Annotated in this window: 15 protein-coding genes; 5 read left to right on the top strand and 10 right to left on the bottom strand. The window is 72.7% G+C overall.

Annotation, left to right across the window (positions count from 1 at the left end; translation table 11 throughout):
- Positions 1-44: 44 nt before the first annotated feature.
- The 5 genes from AC29IT_RS27400 to AC29IT_RS27420 are packed head-to-tail and all read left to right on the top strand — an operon-like array spanning position 45 to position 4,343.
- The gene (locus AC29IT_RS27400; RefSeq protein WP_488220579.1) at positions 45-611 is read left to right on the top strand and encodes a biotin transporter BioY; all 567 of its coding nucleotides are present in this window, start codon (positions 45-47) and stop codon (positions 609-611) included.
- A gap of 12 nt (positions 612-623) precedes the next feature.
- Positions 624-1,937, top strand: coding sequence for a class I adenylate-forming enzyme family protein (locus tag AC29IT_RS27405; protein ID WP_488220580.1), 1,314 nt, complete (start codon positions 624-626; stop codon positions 1,935-1,937).
- On the top strand, positions 1,934-3,058 hold the full coding sequence (locus tag AC29IT_RS27410) for a thiolase family protein (protein ID WP_488220581.1): 1,125 nt from the start codon (positions 1,934-1,936) through the stop codon (positions 3,056-3,058). Before AC29IT_RS27405 ends, AC29IT_RS27410 begins: the two co-directional genes overlap by 4 nt.
- On the top strand, positions 3,055-3,729 hold the full coding sequence (locus AC29IT_RS27415) for an energy-coupling factor ABC transporter ATP-binding protein (RefSeq protein WP_488220582.1): 675 nt from the start codon (positions 3,055-3,057) through the stop codon (positions 3,727-3,729). The genes AC29IT_RS27410 and AC29IT_RS27415 overlap by 4 nt, the downstream gene beginning before the upstream one ends.
- On the top strand, positions 3,726-4,343 hold the full coding sequence (locus AC29IT_RS27420) for an energy-coupling factor transporter transmembrane component T family protein (protein WP_488220583.1): 618 nt from the start codon (positions 3,726-3,728) through the stop codon (positions 4,341-4,343). Before AC29IT_RS27415 ends, AC29IT_RS27420 begins: the two co-directional genes overlap by 4 nt.
- A 149-nt stretch (positions 4,344-4,492) precedes the next feature.
- Here AC29IT_RS27420 and AC29IT_RS27425 read toward each other — a convergent pair whose 3' ends face one another.
- From AC29IT_RS27425 to ctaD, 10 genes are all read right to left on the bottom strand, one after another.
- Positions 4,493-4,732, bottom strand: coding sequence for a hypothetical protein (locus AC29IT_RS27425; RefSeq protein WP_488220584.1), 240 nt, complete (start codon positions 4,730-4,732; stop codon positions 4,493-4,495).
- 111 nt (positions 4,733-4,843) lie between these two features.
- Positions 4,844-5,071 (bottom strand): hypothetical protein, encoded by a 228-nt coding sequence (locus AC29IT_RS27430; RefSeq protein ID WP_488220585.1) that lies wholly within the window; start codon positions 5,069-5,071, stop codon positions 4,844-4,846.
- A 341-nt stretch (positions 5,072-5,412) separates the two neighbouring features.
- Positions 5,413-6,264, bottom strand: coding sequence for an LLM class F420-dependent oxidoreductase (locus AC29IT_RS27435; RefSeq protein WP_488220586.1), 852 nt, complete (start codon positions 6,262-6,264; stop codon positions 5,413-5,415).
- Between the two features lie 126 nt (positions 6,265-6,390).
- Positions 6,391-6,870 (bottom strand): hypothetical protein, encoded by a 480-nt coding sequence (locus tag AC29IT_RS27440; RefSeq protein WP_488220587.1) that lies wholly within the window; start codon positions 6,868-6,870, stop codon positions 6,391-6,393.
- A gap of 1 nt (position 6,871) precedes the next feature.
- A complete protein-coding gene (locus AC29IT_RS27445; protein WP_488220588.1) occupies positions 6,872-8,209 on the bottom strand; it encodes an MFS transporter in 1,338 nt (445 codons plus the stop codon).
- A gap of 44 nt (positions 8,210-8,253) precedes the next feature.
- Complete coding sequence (locus AC29IT_RS27450) at positions 8,254-9,090, bottom strand: AAA family ATPase (protein WP_488220589.1); 837 nt, start codon at positions 9,088-9,090, stop codon at positions 8,254-8,256.
- A gap of 224 nt (positions 9,091-9,314) precedes the next feature.
- Complete coding sequence (locus AC29IT_RS27455; protein ID WP_488220590.1) at positions 9,315-10,088, bottom strand: peptidyl-tRNA hydrolase; 774 nt, start codon at positions 10,086-10,088, stop codon at positions 9,315-9,317.
- Between the two features lie 273 nt (positions 10,089-10,361).
- Positions 10,362-10,799, bottom strand: a complete 438-nt coding sequence (locus AC29IT_RS27460; protein WP_488220591.1) for an SRPBCC family protein — start codon at positions 10,797-10,799, stop codon at positions 10,362-10,364.
- A gap of 68 nt (positions 10,800-10,867) precedes the next feature.
- Complete coding sequence (gene serB, locus AC29IT_RS27465) at positions 10,868-12,103, bottom strand: phosphoserine phosphatase SerB (protein ID WP_358443899.1); 1,236 nt, start codon at positions 12,101-12,103, stop codon at positions 10,868-10,870.
- Between the two features lie 162 nt (positions 12,104-12,265).
- The gene (gene ctaD / locus AC29IT_RS27470) at positions 12,266-14,041 is read right to left on the bottom strand and encodes an aa3-type cytochrome oxidase subunit I (protein ID WP_358443902.1); all 1,776 of its coding nucleotides are present in this window, start codon (positions 14,039-14,041) and stop codon (positions 12,266-12,268) included.
- Positions 14,042-14,354 lie beyond the last annotated feature (313 nt).

Consider the following 14,354-nt stretch of genomic DNA (forward strand, 5'->3'; position numbering starts at 1 on the left):
GGGTACGTTGACGCCGATCCCGTGATTCCTCGTGAGGAGGCGTCGTGCCCGCGCAGCGCACCGAACCGGCCGCAGACCTGGCCAGGACCGTGGTGTTCGCGGCGTTCATCGCCGTGCTCGGACTGTTCCCCGGCCTGTACCTGGCGGGCGCGGCGGTACCGGTGGTGCTGCAGAACATGGGTCCGCTGCTGGCCGGCAGCATCCTGGGAGCGCGCCGGGCGGGCGCCTCGGTGCTGCTGTTCCTGGCGCTGGTGGCGATCGGGTTGCCGCTGCTGTCCGGTGGGCGCGGCGGCATCGCCCCGTTCGCGGGGCCGAGCGGCGGGTTCGTGATCGGCTGGCTGTTGTCGGCGATCGTGGTGGGGCTGATCGTGCAGCGGGGGCTGCCGCGTCCCGGGCTGCCGCTGCTGCTGGTGGCGAACCTGGCGGGCATCGCAGCGGACTACCTGATCGGCATCCCGTACTGGGCGCTGTTCACGGGTGATCTGGGTGCGGCCGCGGTGCAGTCGCTGGTGTTCCTGCCGGGTGACGCGGTGAAACTGGTGCTGGTGTCGCTGGTGGCGGCGGCGGTGCACCGGGCGCTGCCGTCGTCGCCGGCCGGGGCGCGGCGCTGAATGTTCCCGGCGTTGATCTCGCGGGTGACCTGCGATGACGTGACCTGGGACGGCGCGGAGCTGCGGCGGCGCGCGCACGGTGCGGCGCGGGCGCTGGCGGGCGCGTCCCGGGTCGCGGTGGACGAGCCGGAGCCGGTGCACCGGTTGGGCTGGGTGCTGGGCGCCGAGCTGGCGGGCGCGGCGGCGCTGGTGGTCGATCCGGACTGGTCGCGGCGGGACGAGGTGCTGGCCGACGCGGCCCCGGACGTCGTGGTGTCGGGAGTCCCGGAGCCGGGCGAGCCGGTCGCGCCGCGCGGCGGTGAGCGCACCTGGTTCTACCTGCCGACGACGTCGGGCAGCAGCGGGGCGCCGAAGGTGCTGGTGCGGTCGCGGCGTTCCTGGCTGGAGAGCTTCCGGGCGCTGGACGTGCCGCTGGGCCCGGACGACGAGGTGCTGGTGCCGGGCCCGTTGAGCTCGTCGTTGTTCCTGTTCGGCGCGCTGCACGCGGTGCACGAGGGCGCGCCGCTGCGGCTGCTGCGCCGCTGGTCGGCGACGGCGGCGGCCGAGGCGTGCCGGGAGGCGGCGGTGGTGCACGTGGTGCCCGCGATGCTGGCGGCGCTGCTGTCGGTGTGGGAGCGGGCACCGGAGCCGCGGCCCCGGCTGCGGCTGGTGGTGTGCGGTGGCGCGGCCGTGGACGCGGAGCTGGAGGCCCGGCTGCACCGGGTGGTGCCGGGCTGCGAGCTGCTGGAGTACTACGGGGCGGCGGAGTTGTCGCTGGTCGCGGTGCGGCGCGGGGAGCCGCGGCTGCGCCCGGTGGTGGAGGTGGACGTGCGCGACGAGGACGGTGCTTCCCTCCCACCGGGCGTGCCGGGCGCGTTGTGGGCGCGGTCCGAGCTGGTCTTCGACGGCTACCTGCGCGGCGGCGAGTTCCGGCCCGCCGAGCCGGGCTGGTGCGGCGTGGGTGATCGGGCGGTGCGCCACGAGGACGGCGCGCTGACGGTGCTGGGCCGCTCCGGTGCGGTGATCGGCACCGGCGGGCACCTGGTGGCGGCCGAGGAGGTGGAGGCGGCGCTGCGCGCGCTGCCCGGGGTGCTGGACGTGGTGCTGGCGGGCACGCCGCACCGGCGGCTGGGCTCGCTGGTGACCGCGGTGCTGGAGCTCGACCCGGAATCGCCGCCGACGCGGGCGCGGCTGCGGGACGCGACCCGCCACCTGGAACCGGCGAAGCGGCCGCGCCGCTGGCTGGTGCTGCCCGAGCTGCCCCGCACGCCTGCGGGGAAACCGGCGCGGGCCGAGGTGGCGCGGCTGCTGCGGGACGGCGCGCTCGACGCGGAGGTGCCGTCGTGATCGATCGTGAACCGGTGGTGATCGCCGCCCGCCGCAGCCCCGTCGGCGAGGTCGGCGGGGTGTTGCAGCACTGGGAGGTGGACCGGCTGGCCGCGCCGGTGCTGGCGGCGGCGCTGCGGGATTCGGGCCTGGATTCGGTGGACGACGTGCTGCTGGGCAACGTGCTGGGCCCCGGCGGGAATCCGGCGCGGGTGGCGGCGTTGCGCGCCGGGTTCGGCCCCGAGGTGCCGGGCATGTCGGTGGACCGGCAGTGCGCGAGCGGGTTGAGCGCGATCGTGGCCGCGGCGGCGCTGGTGCGCGGCGGCGCCGGGGAGCGCTTCCTGGCTGGTGGGGTGGAGAGCGCATCGACGGCGCCGTGGCGAGCGCACCGGCCCCGGTCGGCCGCGGAGCCGCCGCGGTTCTACGCGCGCGCCGCGTTCGCGCCCGCCGACGTGGGCGATCCGGACATGGGCCCGGCGGCGGACCTGGTGGCGGCGGAGGCGGGCGTGTCGCGGCGGCGGCAGGACGAGTTCGCGGCGCGCAGCCACGAGCGCGCGGTCGCCGCCCAGGACGCGGGGCGGTTCGACGCGGAGCTGGTCGATTTCAACGGGCTCCGGGACGAACGGCCGCGGCGCGGTTTCACCCCGGAGCGGCTGGCCCGGTTCCGCCCGGCGTTCACGGTGGACGGCACGGCGACGGCGGCGAACTCGTGCGGGATCAGCGACGGGGCCGCGGCGGTGCTGGTCACCAGCGAGCGGGAGCGCCGCCGGCTCGGGGTGCCGGGGTTGCGGCTGGTGGCCGAGCGCACCTGCGGGGTCGATCCGAACCGGTTGGGCCTGGGTGCGGTGCCCGCGCTGCGGCACGTGCTGCGCGACCGGCCCGCCCCGGAGCTCGTGGAGTTCACCGAGGCCTTCGCCGGTCAGGTGCTGGCCTGCACCGATGCGGCCGGGATCGACGAGCGCGCGGTGTCTCCGGACGGCGGGGCGATCGCGCTCGGGCACCCCTGGGGCGCGTCCGGCGCGGTCCTGGTGGTGCGATTGTTCAGCCGCATGGTGCGCGAGGACGGGCCGCGCACCGGGGTGGCGGCCCTGTCCTCCGGTGGCGGGCTGGGCGTGGCGACGGTGTGGGAGCGAGTGGAGTGATCGAGTTCGAGGGCGTCGGGCACGCCTACGGCGAGCACGCGGTGCTGGACGGCGTCGACCTGCGGCTGGCCGAGAAGCGGGTCGCGTTCGTGGGGGCGAACGGGTCCGGCAAGTCCACCCTCGCCCGCATGATCAACGGGTTGGTGTCGCCGACGCGGGGCCGGGTGCTGGTGGACGGGCTGGATCCGGCGCGGGAGGGCCGGGCGGTGCGCCGCCGGGTCGGGTTCGTGTTCACCAACCCGGACAGCCAGATCGTGATGCCGACGGCCGGGGAGGACGTGGCGTTCTCACTGCGCAGGCACGGTGTGCCGAAGGCGGAGCGGGAGCGGCGGGCGGCGGAGGTGCTGGCCGCGCACGGCCTGGACGGCTACGCGGAGCACCCGGCGCACCAGCTCTCCGGTGGGCAGAAGCAGTTGCTGGCGCTGTGCTCGATGCTGGTGCTGGAGCCGGACGTGCTGGTGTGCGACGAGCCGACGACGCTGCTGGACCTGCGCAACAAGCGGCACTTCGTGGAGCTGCTGCAGGAGTTGCCGCAGCAGGTGGTGCTGGTGACGCACGACCTGCACCTGCTGGACGGGTTCGACCGGGTGGTGGTGATCGACGAGGGCCGGGTGGCCGCGGACGACACCCCGGCGGCGGCGCTGGCGCACTACCGGGAACTGGCCGGATGAGCCCGATCGGGCTGTACGAGCCGGGGTCGAGCGTGCTGCACCGGACGCCGGCCGGGGTGAAGTTCGCGCTGCTGCTGGCGTTCGCGGTGCTGATCTTCCTGCTGGGTTCGCCGGTCGCGCTGGGTGCGGTGGTGGCCGGGGTGCTGGCGGCGTACGCGGTGGCGCGGATCCCGCTGCGGCGCTGCTGGCAGGTGTCCCGACTGCTGCTGCCGCTGCTGGCGGTGATCTTCCTGCTCCAGTGGTGGACGCTGGGTGCGCAGCAGGCCGGGGTGGTGACGTTGCGGCTGCTGGCGGCGATCGCGGCGGCGAACCTGTTCACGTTGACCACGCGGGTCGACGACCTGGTGTCGGCGGTGGAGCGCGGGTGGTCGCCGTTGCGGCGGGTCGGCGTGCGCCCGGAGCGGGTGGGCTTGCTGGTGGGGTTGACCTTGCAGGCCGTCGCCGCGCTGTCGATCATCGCCGCGGAGACGCGGGAGGCGCAGCGGGCCCGGAACGCGGACCGGTCGCCGAGCGCGTTCGCCGTCCCGTTCCTGGTGCGCACGTTGCGCCACTCCGACGAGCTGGGCGAGGCCCTCGCCGCGCGCGGGGTCGGCGACGACGAACCCGCCCGCTGACCGGAGGAACGGGTTCCCCCGCCGCGCGGACGGGGGAACCCGTTCGGGGCCGCGTCACCGCGGACCGGAACGCACCGGGCGGCGGCGGTGCGCACCGCCGCCGCGCCGATCACTTCGGGGCCGCCCTGATCACTTCGGGGCCGCGCCGATCAGTTCGGGACCATGCCGGTCAGCAGCCAGGAGCCGTCCTTCTCCCAGTCCTCGCAACCCCAGCCGATGATCTTGCCGTCGTCGTACAACTGCTGGCCCTTGGCCTGGCACTTCTCGGCGCTGGGGAACTGGCCCATCTCCACCGGGTGCGCGTCCTTCGCGAGCGCGGTGCCCGCGCCGAGCGCGGTCATCCCGGCCGCGCACAGCGCCAGCGTGGTGACGGTCTTGCGAATGCGCATGAAGCGCTCCTCTACGAGATCGGAAGTGGTGGGGCGGGCGGCGGGGAGAACACCGCCGCGCCGCGGGCTCGTCCCGTGCCGGGGTGTTCCCGGCGCCGCGGACGCCGGTTCTCAGCCCCGCACGAGGTCGGTCGGGCCGTCCAAGTCGTCGGTGGTCGGCTCGCACATCAGCGGGCCCGGGTCACCGTCGTGGGCGTGCTGCATCAGCACGTCCGAGCACTCCTGGGCCGTGTCGTAGTGCCCGATCACCACCTCTTCGGCGAGCGCGGTGCCTGCGCCGAGCGCGGCGAAACCGGCGGTGCACAGGGCCAGGGTGGTCAGGGTCGTGCGAAGGCGCATGCGAATTCCTCTCGGGTCGCTTCGAGGTTCGACCGGGAAGCTACCGACGAGGTGATCGGGCACGAGCGGATGCGGACGCGCGAACCGGGAAACCCCTCGGCGAACGGGTGGCTCCGGGTCGGGTCGGCGGGATGGGTCGGCAGACCAACTCGTCGGCACGGCTCAGCGCGACGGGGTGGCGGAGCAGCTCGTCGGCACGGCTCAGCGGGACGGGGCCGCAAACCAACTTGTCGGCACGGCTCAGCGGGACGGGTCGGCAGACCAACTCGTCGGCACGGCTCAGCGCGACGGCGTCGGGACGGTTCAGCGGGACGGGTCGCCGGATCCCGCCTCCGGACCCATCAGGCGGGCGCGGTGACGCCGAGCCGGTCGGCGTGCCGTGCCAGGAACGCGCGGACCTCGTCGGGGGACGCGTCCGGCAGCCCCCAGATCGCTTCGGTGACACCGCAGTCCGCCCAGTCCGCGAGCAGCTCCGGCGTCGGTTTCCGGGTGGCGAGCACCCGGATCTCCGGCTCGCCCGCCCGACCGGCTTCGGCCCAGGCGGCGCGCAGCCGGTCCGCTCCCCCGGCCACGTCGGTGTCGGCGGGCGTGGTGATCCAGCCGTCGGCGTGCGCGGCGATCCAGGCGAAGGTCTTCGGCCCGGCGCCCGCCCCGATCAGCACCGGGATGCGGGACGGCTTCGGGTACGCCCAGGACGGTCCGAAGCGCACGAATTCGCCGGAGTAGGAGGCTTCGTCCTCGGTCCACAGCGCGCGCATCGCCGCCAGGTGTTCGCGCAGCGCGGCCCGGCGCCGGTGCGCGGGCACGTGGTGGTCGGCGAGCTCGTCGGTGTTCCAGCCGAACCCGGCGCCGAGCACCACCCGGCCGGCGGAGAGCAGGTCGAGGGAGGCGATCGTCTTGGCGAGCGTGATGGGGTCGGATTCGACCGGCAGCGCCACGGCCGTGGCCAGTTCGATCCGGGTGGTGCGCGCGGCCGCGGCGCTCAGGCTCACCCACGGGTCGAGGGTGCGCAGGTAGCGGTCGTCGGGCAGCTCCGCGCCGCCCGTGCCGGGATGCGCGGCGGTGCGCTTGATCGGGATGTGGGTGTGCTCGGGAACGTAGAAGGTGTCGAAACCGGCCTGCTCGGCCGCCTCCGCGGCGTCGCCCGGCGTGATCCCGCGATCGCTGGTGAACAGCACGATGCCGTGTCGCACGGTTTTCCCCTCTCCCGCGGCGTTGCGTGGAAAGAGCCTGGTGGAGATCGACCTCTCGACCCTAGCAAGCGTTTGGCCGAGGACCAAAGGAACAGTGGAAACCCGTTGTGGCGCAGGGTGATCCGGTCACGGCGGCGGGGAGCGGAACCCGAACGAGGCCACGAAGTCCGCATCCGGCGCCGCGTGCGCCAGCCCGGTGATGACGAAGTCGTCGTAGAGGCCGGCGGGTACCGCGGTGTCCACCCGCACCCGCACCCCGAGGTGGTGGACCGCCGCGGGCGGGAGCGGGAACGGGACGTGCACCCGCCCGTCCTCGGCGCCGGTGAGCCGCGCGGTCGCCAGCACCGCGGCCACCCACTTCGACGGGTCCTCGCCGGGCGCGTACCGGACGATCTCGACGGAGTGACCCGGGTAGCCGTCGTAGGTGACGACGTCCCGCGCCGAGAGCACCAGCGCGGTGCCGACCCCGCCGGTTCCCGGCACGGTCTCCAGGGTGAGTGGTAGTTCCACGGCCAGCCCCGCGTAGGCGGCGTCCCCGTAGCCGCCGGGTTCGTCGCCGAGGTGGATGCGGCCGCGCCACACCTGTTCGGAACGCGCATCGCGCATGTCAGTGCTCCTTCTCCCGATGGGCCGAGTGGGCCACTGCTGCTCCGGTGACGGCGCGGTCCAGGCCGCGCACCCCGGGCACGAGCAAGCCGAGCACGCCGAGCGCGGCGGTCAGCACGCCGCTGAACCCGAGCAGCACGGCCATGCCGCTGCCGTGCCCGGTTCCGGCGATCCAGCCGAACGCGCCGCGCAGCCAGCCCGGTTCGCGCATCGCCGGTTCGAGCACGTGGTCGGCGAGCGGGCCCGCGAGCAGCAGCACGGCGACTCCGGCGGATTCGGTCATCACCCGCCGCGCCGCGAAGATCCGTCCTTGCTGGTCGACGGGGGTCCGGGACTGCCAGATGGCCTGGTTGGACGCTTCGATCGGGGCGTAGAGGAAGGCACCGGCGAACGAGGCCACCACCCACGCGGCGGGTACCCCGTCGAGCACCAGCGGCAGCTGCCCGCACGTGCCGGTGAGCACGAAACCCACCAGGACCACCAGGACGTGGTCACGCCGCGGTCCCCACACCGCGGTCGCGAGCCCGCCGGCGATGCCGCCGATGCCCGCCGCGGCGAGCACGGTCGCCAACAACGCCCGGCCTGCCCCGGCATCGCCCGATCTGGCGAGCACCATCGGCGCGAGCAGCACGCCGAACATGCCTGCGAAGTAGAAGGCGAAGAACATGCCCTGCAGCGCCAGCAGTCCGGGCAGCGCCGCGATGTAGCGGAAGCCGTGCACGAGGTCGGCCGCCCACCTCCCCCGCCGCGGGCGCTCCGCCGCGCGTTTCTCGACGTCCGCCGCACAGCTCCTCGCCCGCACCGCGGTCAAGGTCACCGCGCACAGCGCATAGCTCGCGAGGTCGATGGCGAAGTAGGTGCCGAGCCCGGCGCCGCCGAGGAACGCGGCGGCCACGGCGGGCCCGGCGGCCCCGGCGATCGAGGTGGTTAAGGACAGCACGCCGCTGGCACGGGCGTAGTGCCCGCTCGGCACCAGCGAGGTCACGGCAGCCAGCATCGCCGGGTACTGGAAGGCGAGCGCGGCGCCGAGCACCACGAGCGCGGCGTACACCCACGGCGTGGTCAGCGTCCCGGTCGCCGCGAGCAGCAGCAGACCGGCCAGCAGGCCGCCCGCGGCCAGGTTGCTCGCGATGAGGGTCCGCAGCGGCCCGCACCGGTCGCACACGGCTCCGGCGAACGGTCCGAGCAGCACCACGGCTCCGAAGGAGCAGAATTCGATCATCGCGATCGGCAGCGCCTGCCCGGTGCGCGCCCAGATCCACAGCACGATCCCGAAGTTCGTCAGCAATGTTCCGAAAGCGGAGGCGGACTGGCCGATCCAGAGCAGCACGAACGGCACCGGGTCCCATCCGGATCCGGTTCTCGATCTGCGGAACCGGAGCGTCATCGCAGCAGCCGGCCCAATTCCAGGTGGCGGTCGACATGGCCGGTCCAGCGGTCGATCTCGGCGTCCAACTCCGCGCTGCCGACCAATCCGCGGGTCTGTTCCGGACTGCCCGGAACCGCGCTCAACGCCGTGAGACCTGGGAGATCGGGAACGGTTCCCCAGCATTCCACTCCGGTGCGTTCTTCCAATATCCGCGCACCGGCGATGAATCCTCGCGGGTCGCCCGCGTAGCGGTTCACGACCAGTCCGGCGACGAGGGCTCGTTCGGCGGGGCGCATCAGCTGGAGGGTGCCGACGAGCGCGGCGAACACGCCGGTGTGCGTGACGCTGCCGACCAGCAGGCAGGGGGCGGCGAGGGTGCGGGTGAGCCAGAGGTTGGACAGATCGCGGCGGCGCAGGTTCAGCTCGACGGGGCTGCCGCAGCCTTCGATGACGATGAACTCGTGCCTGCGGGCGAGGCTCAGGTAGGAGTCCATGATCGCCTCGCGGAACAGGGCGGTGCGCCGGTGCGCCGAGCGGCGCGCCAGGGCCGTGTTCTGCGCGCCGCGCACCGCGGTGATGACCTGGCCGGAGTGCGCCCACACCGCGATGGGGTTCATGTGCGTCTCGGGTTCGAGTTTGGCGCCGGACGCCTGCTGCACCTGCTGGTAGTGCACCAGCCCGCCGGAGGCGGTGCGGTAGAACGAGTCGCCGTCCTGCATGGACATCGCCTTGAACGGCGCCACGTCGATGCCGTGGTCGCGGAGCCAGCGGCAGATCGCGATGGTGATCAGTGTTTTCCCGACACCGGAGGCGGTGCCGAGCACCGCGAGGTTCCGAGTAAACGTCCCCATGAATCCCCCCAGGATTCGCGGGCGCTTTTCGCGCCCACCGGGATCATGGCACCGGGAACCGTTCGCGGACAAGGCGGAAACGCGGCGCGTTGCGGGCGCATTCCGGCGCTGATCCGCAGCGAATTCCAGATCAGGCCATCCGCGCCACCTATTGCGGGAACGGTGCAACCATCAATGCATCGCGCAATTCATTTTCGCCAATTGCACGACCACTGGTCCGCTCGTCAGCGCCACTGCGCGAGCACCGTCACGGTGCCCGGATCGACCTCGGTGAACCCGGCATCGCGGACCGCCGCCACCCCGTCGCGGCGCCACGCGGTCTCCGCGTCGTCGCCGGGCAGCAACCGCGCCCAGGTAGCCGGATCGGCGGTGCGCACCGAGCAGGGCAGGTCCGCCGCCGACCAGCGCGCCACCTCGTCGTCGCGGCCCTCGCCGTGCAGCAGCGCGGCCAGGAACATGGTGGCGTGCCCGACCTGCGCGGCGGACTTCCCCGCGCTCATCGGGACGTGCGGGTTCAACCAGAGCACCGGCGCGTCCGGGCGGGGCGGCCCCGGCTCGTCGGCGTCCAGTTCGCTGCCGGAGATCTGCAGCCGGGTGAGCTCCCGCGGCATGTCGGCGACCCGCGACGGCAGGAACGCGCGCACCTGGGCACCGTCCACCTCCGCGGTGCGGCCCGGCAGGTCCTGCACCGCGGCCCAGTGCGCGCCGCGAGCCCGCCGGGACACCTTGCGGATGCGGCCCGACGTCCAGCGGTGCAACGGCTCGTGCCACTCCCCGCCCGGCTCGGTCCGCTCGTCCAGGCACACCGCGAGCGCGGCGGCGGCCGCGGCCTCCAGCAGCGCGGTCCGGCCCGGCGGAGTGCCGCGTTCGATGCGCAGCACCATCGGCATCAGGACGACCTCGTCCGGGTCCTCGTCGGAGGTGTCCGCGGTCGCCTCGGTGGGCATCGCCAGCCAGGAGGCGTAGCGGGTGAGCAGGGGGTCGAGCACGTCGAGCACCCCGCGATTATCTCTCGGACCCGCCGGTGCGAGGGGCCGGGTGACGGAACACTCAGCGGGTCGCTCCCCGCGGGATCGATCTCGGCGACGGCTCCGGGCCCCATGATCGCCGGGCTCGGGAGAAGACGGCCGGGACCTCGCGGCAGTACCGGTCACTCGCGTCGGCTCAACGGCCGCACCACCGGCACGACGACGCGGAACCACCTCGATCGGGCGCGAGTGAACGGACCGTTCGTCCGATGGTTCCGGACGAACGGTCCGTTCACCCCGGGCTCACGCCTCGGCGGTCGCCTTGAGCCGCTGCAGCGTCTTCTCCATGCCGCCCCGGAAGGACGCGGCGAGCTTCTCCTCACCGCCCGCGAGCCGGTTGAGCGTGTTCACCACGAACTTCTTGCTCTTCGAGGTGTCGCGCTGCTCGGTCACCAGGGTTCCGTCCCCGTCGGGGGTGAGCACGTAGCGCCACACGGTGTCGTGCGCGGTGGTGCGGAAGGAGAACTCGCGGCCGCGCTCGGCGCTCTCGACGACGTTCGGCGTCGGGAAACCGGTCTTGTTGAAGCCGATGAACCGGGCTCCGACGACGGGTTCCCGCACCTTCCCGCGCCAGCTGCAGCGCCACAGGTCCGGACTCCACTCCGGCATCCGGGTGATGTCGGCGAGCAGGTCGTAGACCTGCTCCGGCGCCGCCTCGATGCGCAAGGACACCTCGTCCACGTGGTCATCTCCATTCGATCCGTGATCTCCACTCGAAGGAACGATCACGGGGTGGTTCTGGTTCCGGCTCAGGCTTCGAGCGGGACGCGCCGCAGCACGCCGTCCTCGGCGTCGGCGAGTTCCACTTCGGCGCGTGTCACGCCGAGCACGAACAGGATCGCGTCGAGGAACGGGTGGGACAGCGCGGTGTCGGCGACCTCGCGCAGCGCGGGCTTCGCGTTGAACGCGACGCCGAGCCCGGCGGCGGAGAGCATGTCGATGTCGTTGGCACCGTCGCCGACCGCGACGCACTGGCCGGGCGGCACGCCGAACTCGGCGGCGAACCGGCGCAGCGCGCGGGCCTTGCCGGGCCGGTCGACGATCTCGCCGAGGACCCGGCCGGTGAGCTTGCCGTCGACGACCTCAAGCTCGTTGGCCGCGCTGAAGTCGAGCCCGAGCTCGGCGACGAGGTGGTCGATGATCTGGGTGAACCCGCCGGAGACGACGCCGGTGTGGAAGCCGAGCCTGCGCAGGGTGCGCACGGTGGTGCGGGCGCCGGGGGTGAGTTCGAGGTCGGCGGCGACCTCGTCGAGCACGGTGGCGGGCAGCCCTTCGAGCACGGCGACGCGCTCCCGCAGCGACTCGGCGAAGTCCAGTTCGCCGCGCATGGCGCGCTCGGTGACCTCGCGGACCGCTTCTTCGCAGCCGGCCTTGGCGGCGAGCATCTCGATGACCTCGCCCTGGATGAGCGTGGAATCCACGTCGAACACGACGAGCCGCTTGGCCCGCCGGGTCAGCCCGGCCCGCTCGACGGCCACGTCCACGCCGAGCCCGGCGGACAGGTCGCCCATCTCGGAGGTGAGCAGCGCCCCCATCTCGTCGCTGGAGTCGGGGGCGGTGACCTGTAGTTCGAGCCCGGTGACGGGGTAGTCGGCGACGCGCCGGATGGAGTCGATGTTGACGTTCATCGCGGCGAGGCGGCGCGCGACCTCGGTGAAGCTGCGCGCGGACACCGGGTGCCCGAGCACGACGACGACGTGCGTGGCGGCCTGCTTCGCCGGGTCCCCGTCGGGGGCGCCGATCAGCACGTCCACCGACATGCCGACGGTGGCCATGGCCTGCTCGACGGCTTCCTGGAGGTGTTCGGCGTCGCCTCCGGTGGAGACCAGCACGCCGAGCACCAGGCGGTCGTGGATGACGACCTGTTCGACGTCGACGATGTCCACCCCGTGCGCGGTGAGCGCGGCGAAGAGCACGGAGGAGACCCCCGGCTTGTCCTGCCCGGTGACGGTGATCAGCACGGTGGTGGGTTTCGGCGTGCTCACGGCTGCCGGCACTCCTTTCCGGTCGGGAACACGAGAAACCCCGGCAGACCTGGGGTCTGCCGGGGCTCGTACTTCAGAGCCGACTCACCTTGGCACAGCGGTGTGGCGCGGCGATAGCGCGCACATCACGTTGCGCTCCCGCGGTGCCGCCGGTGGGTGCGGTCACTTCTCCCTGGCGTCGCGGTCCCCGCCCTGCTCGGGCGGCGTGACGGCCTGGGCGGCCTTCTCCGAGGGCGCGGCGTGCGCCAGCGGCTTGCCGGTGAGGCCGACGTGGGCTTCGAGGCGCATCCGCTCGGCGACGTGCGGGTAGTGCAGCTCGAACGCCGGGCGCTCGGACCGGATCCGGGGCAGCTCGGTGAAGTTGTGCCGCGGCGGCGGGCAGGACGTGGCCCACTCCAGGGAGTTGCCGTAGCCCCACGGGTCGTCGACGTCGACGATCTCGCCGTACCGGTAGCTCTTGAACACGTTCCACAGGAACGGCAGCATCGAGGCGCCGAGGATGAACGCACCCACGGTGGACAGCGTGTTCAGCGCGGTGAAGCCGTCCGACTCCAGGTAGTCCGCGTACCGGCGGACCATGCCCTCGTTGCCCAGCCAGTGCTGCACCAGGAACGTGGTGTGGAAGCCGATGAACGTGAGCCAGAAGTGCAGCTTGCCGAGGCGCTCGTCCATCATGCGACCGGTCATCTTCGGGAACCAGAAGTAGATCCCGGCGAAGGTCGCGAACACGATCGTGCCGTAGAGCACGTAGTGGAAGTGCGCCACCACGAAGTACGTGTCGGACACGTGGAAGTCGATCGGCGGGGCGGCCAGCAGCACGCCGGTCAGACCGCCGAACAGGAACGTCGCCAGGAACCCGACGCTGAAGATCATCGGCGTTTCGAAGGTCAGCTGGCCGCGCCACATGGTGCCGATCCAGTTGAAGAACTTCATGCCGGTCGGGATGGCGATGAGGAACGTGGTGAACGAGAAGAACGGCAGCAGCACCGCGCCGGTCGCGTACATGTGGTGCGCCCACACGACGACGGACAGCGCCGCGATGCCCAGCGTCGCGTACACCAGGCCGGTGTAGCCGAACAGCGGCTTGCGGCTGAACACCGGGAAGATCTCCGAGACGATGCCGAAGAACGGCAGCGCCACGATGTAGACCTCGGGGTGCCCGAAGAACCAGAACAGGTGCTGCCACAGGATGACGCCGCCGTTGGCGGGGTCGAACACGTGCGCACCCAGCTGCCGGTCCGCCAGCAGACCCATCAGGGCCGCGGTCAGGATCGGGAAGGCCATCAGGATCAGCACGCTGGTGACCAGGATGTTCCAGGTGAAGATCGGCATCCGCCACATCGTCATGCCGGGTGCGCGCAGGCAGACCACGGTGGTGACCATGTTGACGGCACCGAGGATGGTGCCCAGACCGGACACGGCGAGCCCGGCGACCCAGAAGTCCGCGCCGTGGCCCGGCGAGTGCAGGGCGTCCGACAGCGGCGTGTAGGCGAACCAGCCGAAGTCCGCGGCACCGCCCGGCAGCAGGAACCCGCTCACGACGACCAGCCCACCGAACAGGTAGAGCCAGTAGCCGAACGCGTTCAGCCGCGGGAACGCGACGTCCGGCGAACCGATCTGCAGCGGCAGGATGTAGTTCGCGAAGCCGAACAGGATCGGCGTCGCGTACAGCAGCAGCATGATCGTGCCGTGCATCGTGAACAGCTGGTTGTACTGCTCCTGGGACAGGAACTGCATCCCGGGAACGGCCAGCTCCCCGCGGATCAGCATCGCCATCAACCCGCCCACGATGAAGAACGCGATCGAGGTGACGAGGTAGAGGATGCCGATCTGCTTGTGGTCGGTGGTGCGGAACATCCGCGCCAGGAACGACCCCTTGACCGTTTGGCGCGCCGGATAGGGGCGCGTGGCTATCGGCTGTGGCGCGACGGCCGTCACGGTGCCTCCTGCACTGTTCCTCGTGATTGCGCGGACCCGCTGGCGGGACCGCCCGACCCGGTCGGGTCGGCGCGTCGGCTGCGACGCGCCCAGGAATCAGGTGGCCTGCGCCCGGCACGATCGCTGCCGTCTGCGGATAGTAGTCCGGCCGCCGCGTGCTCCTGCGGCCGGGCCGTAGCCACCCTAGTCATCGCTTCGCGCAAGGTCACCTGCGGTGAGAGGCAGGTGACACCGCGCGGCGGCCGCCGCGTCGGCGCACCCTGGCGACCGCGGGGTCCTCGATCGTTAGCCTGGGCCCCGGCAGCCCGGCCAC

Source organism: Saccharopolyspora sp. MMCC62 (assembly GCF_057736575.1).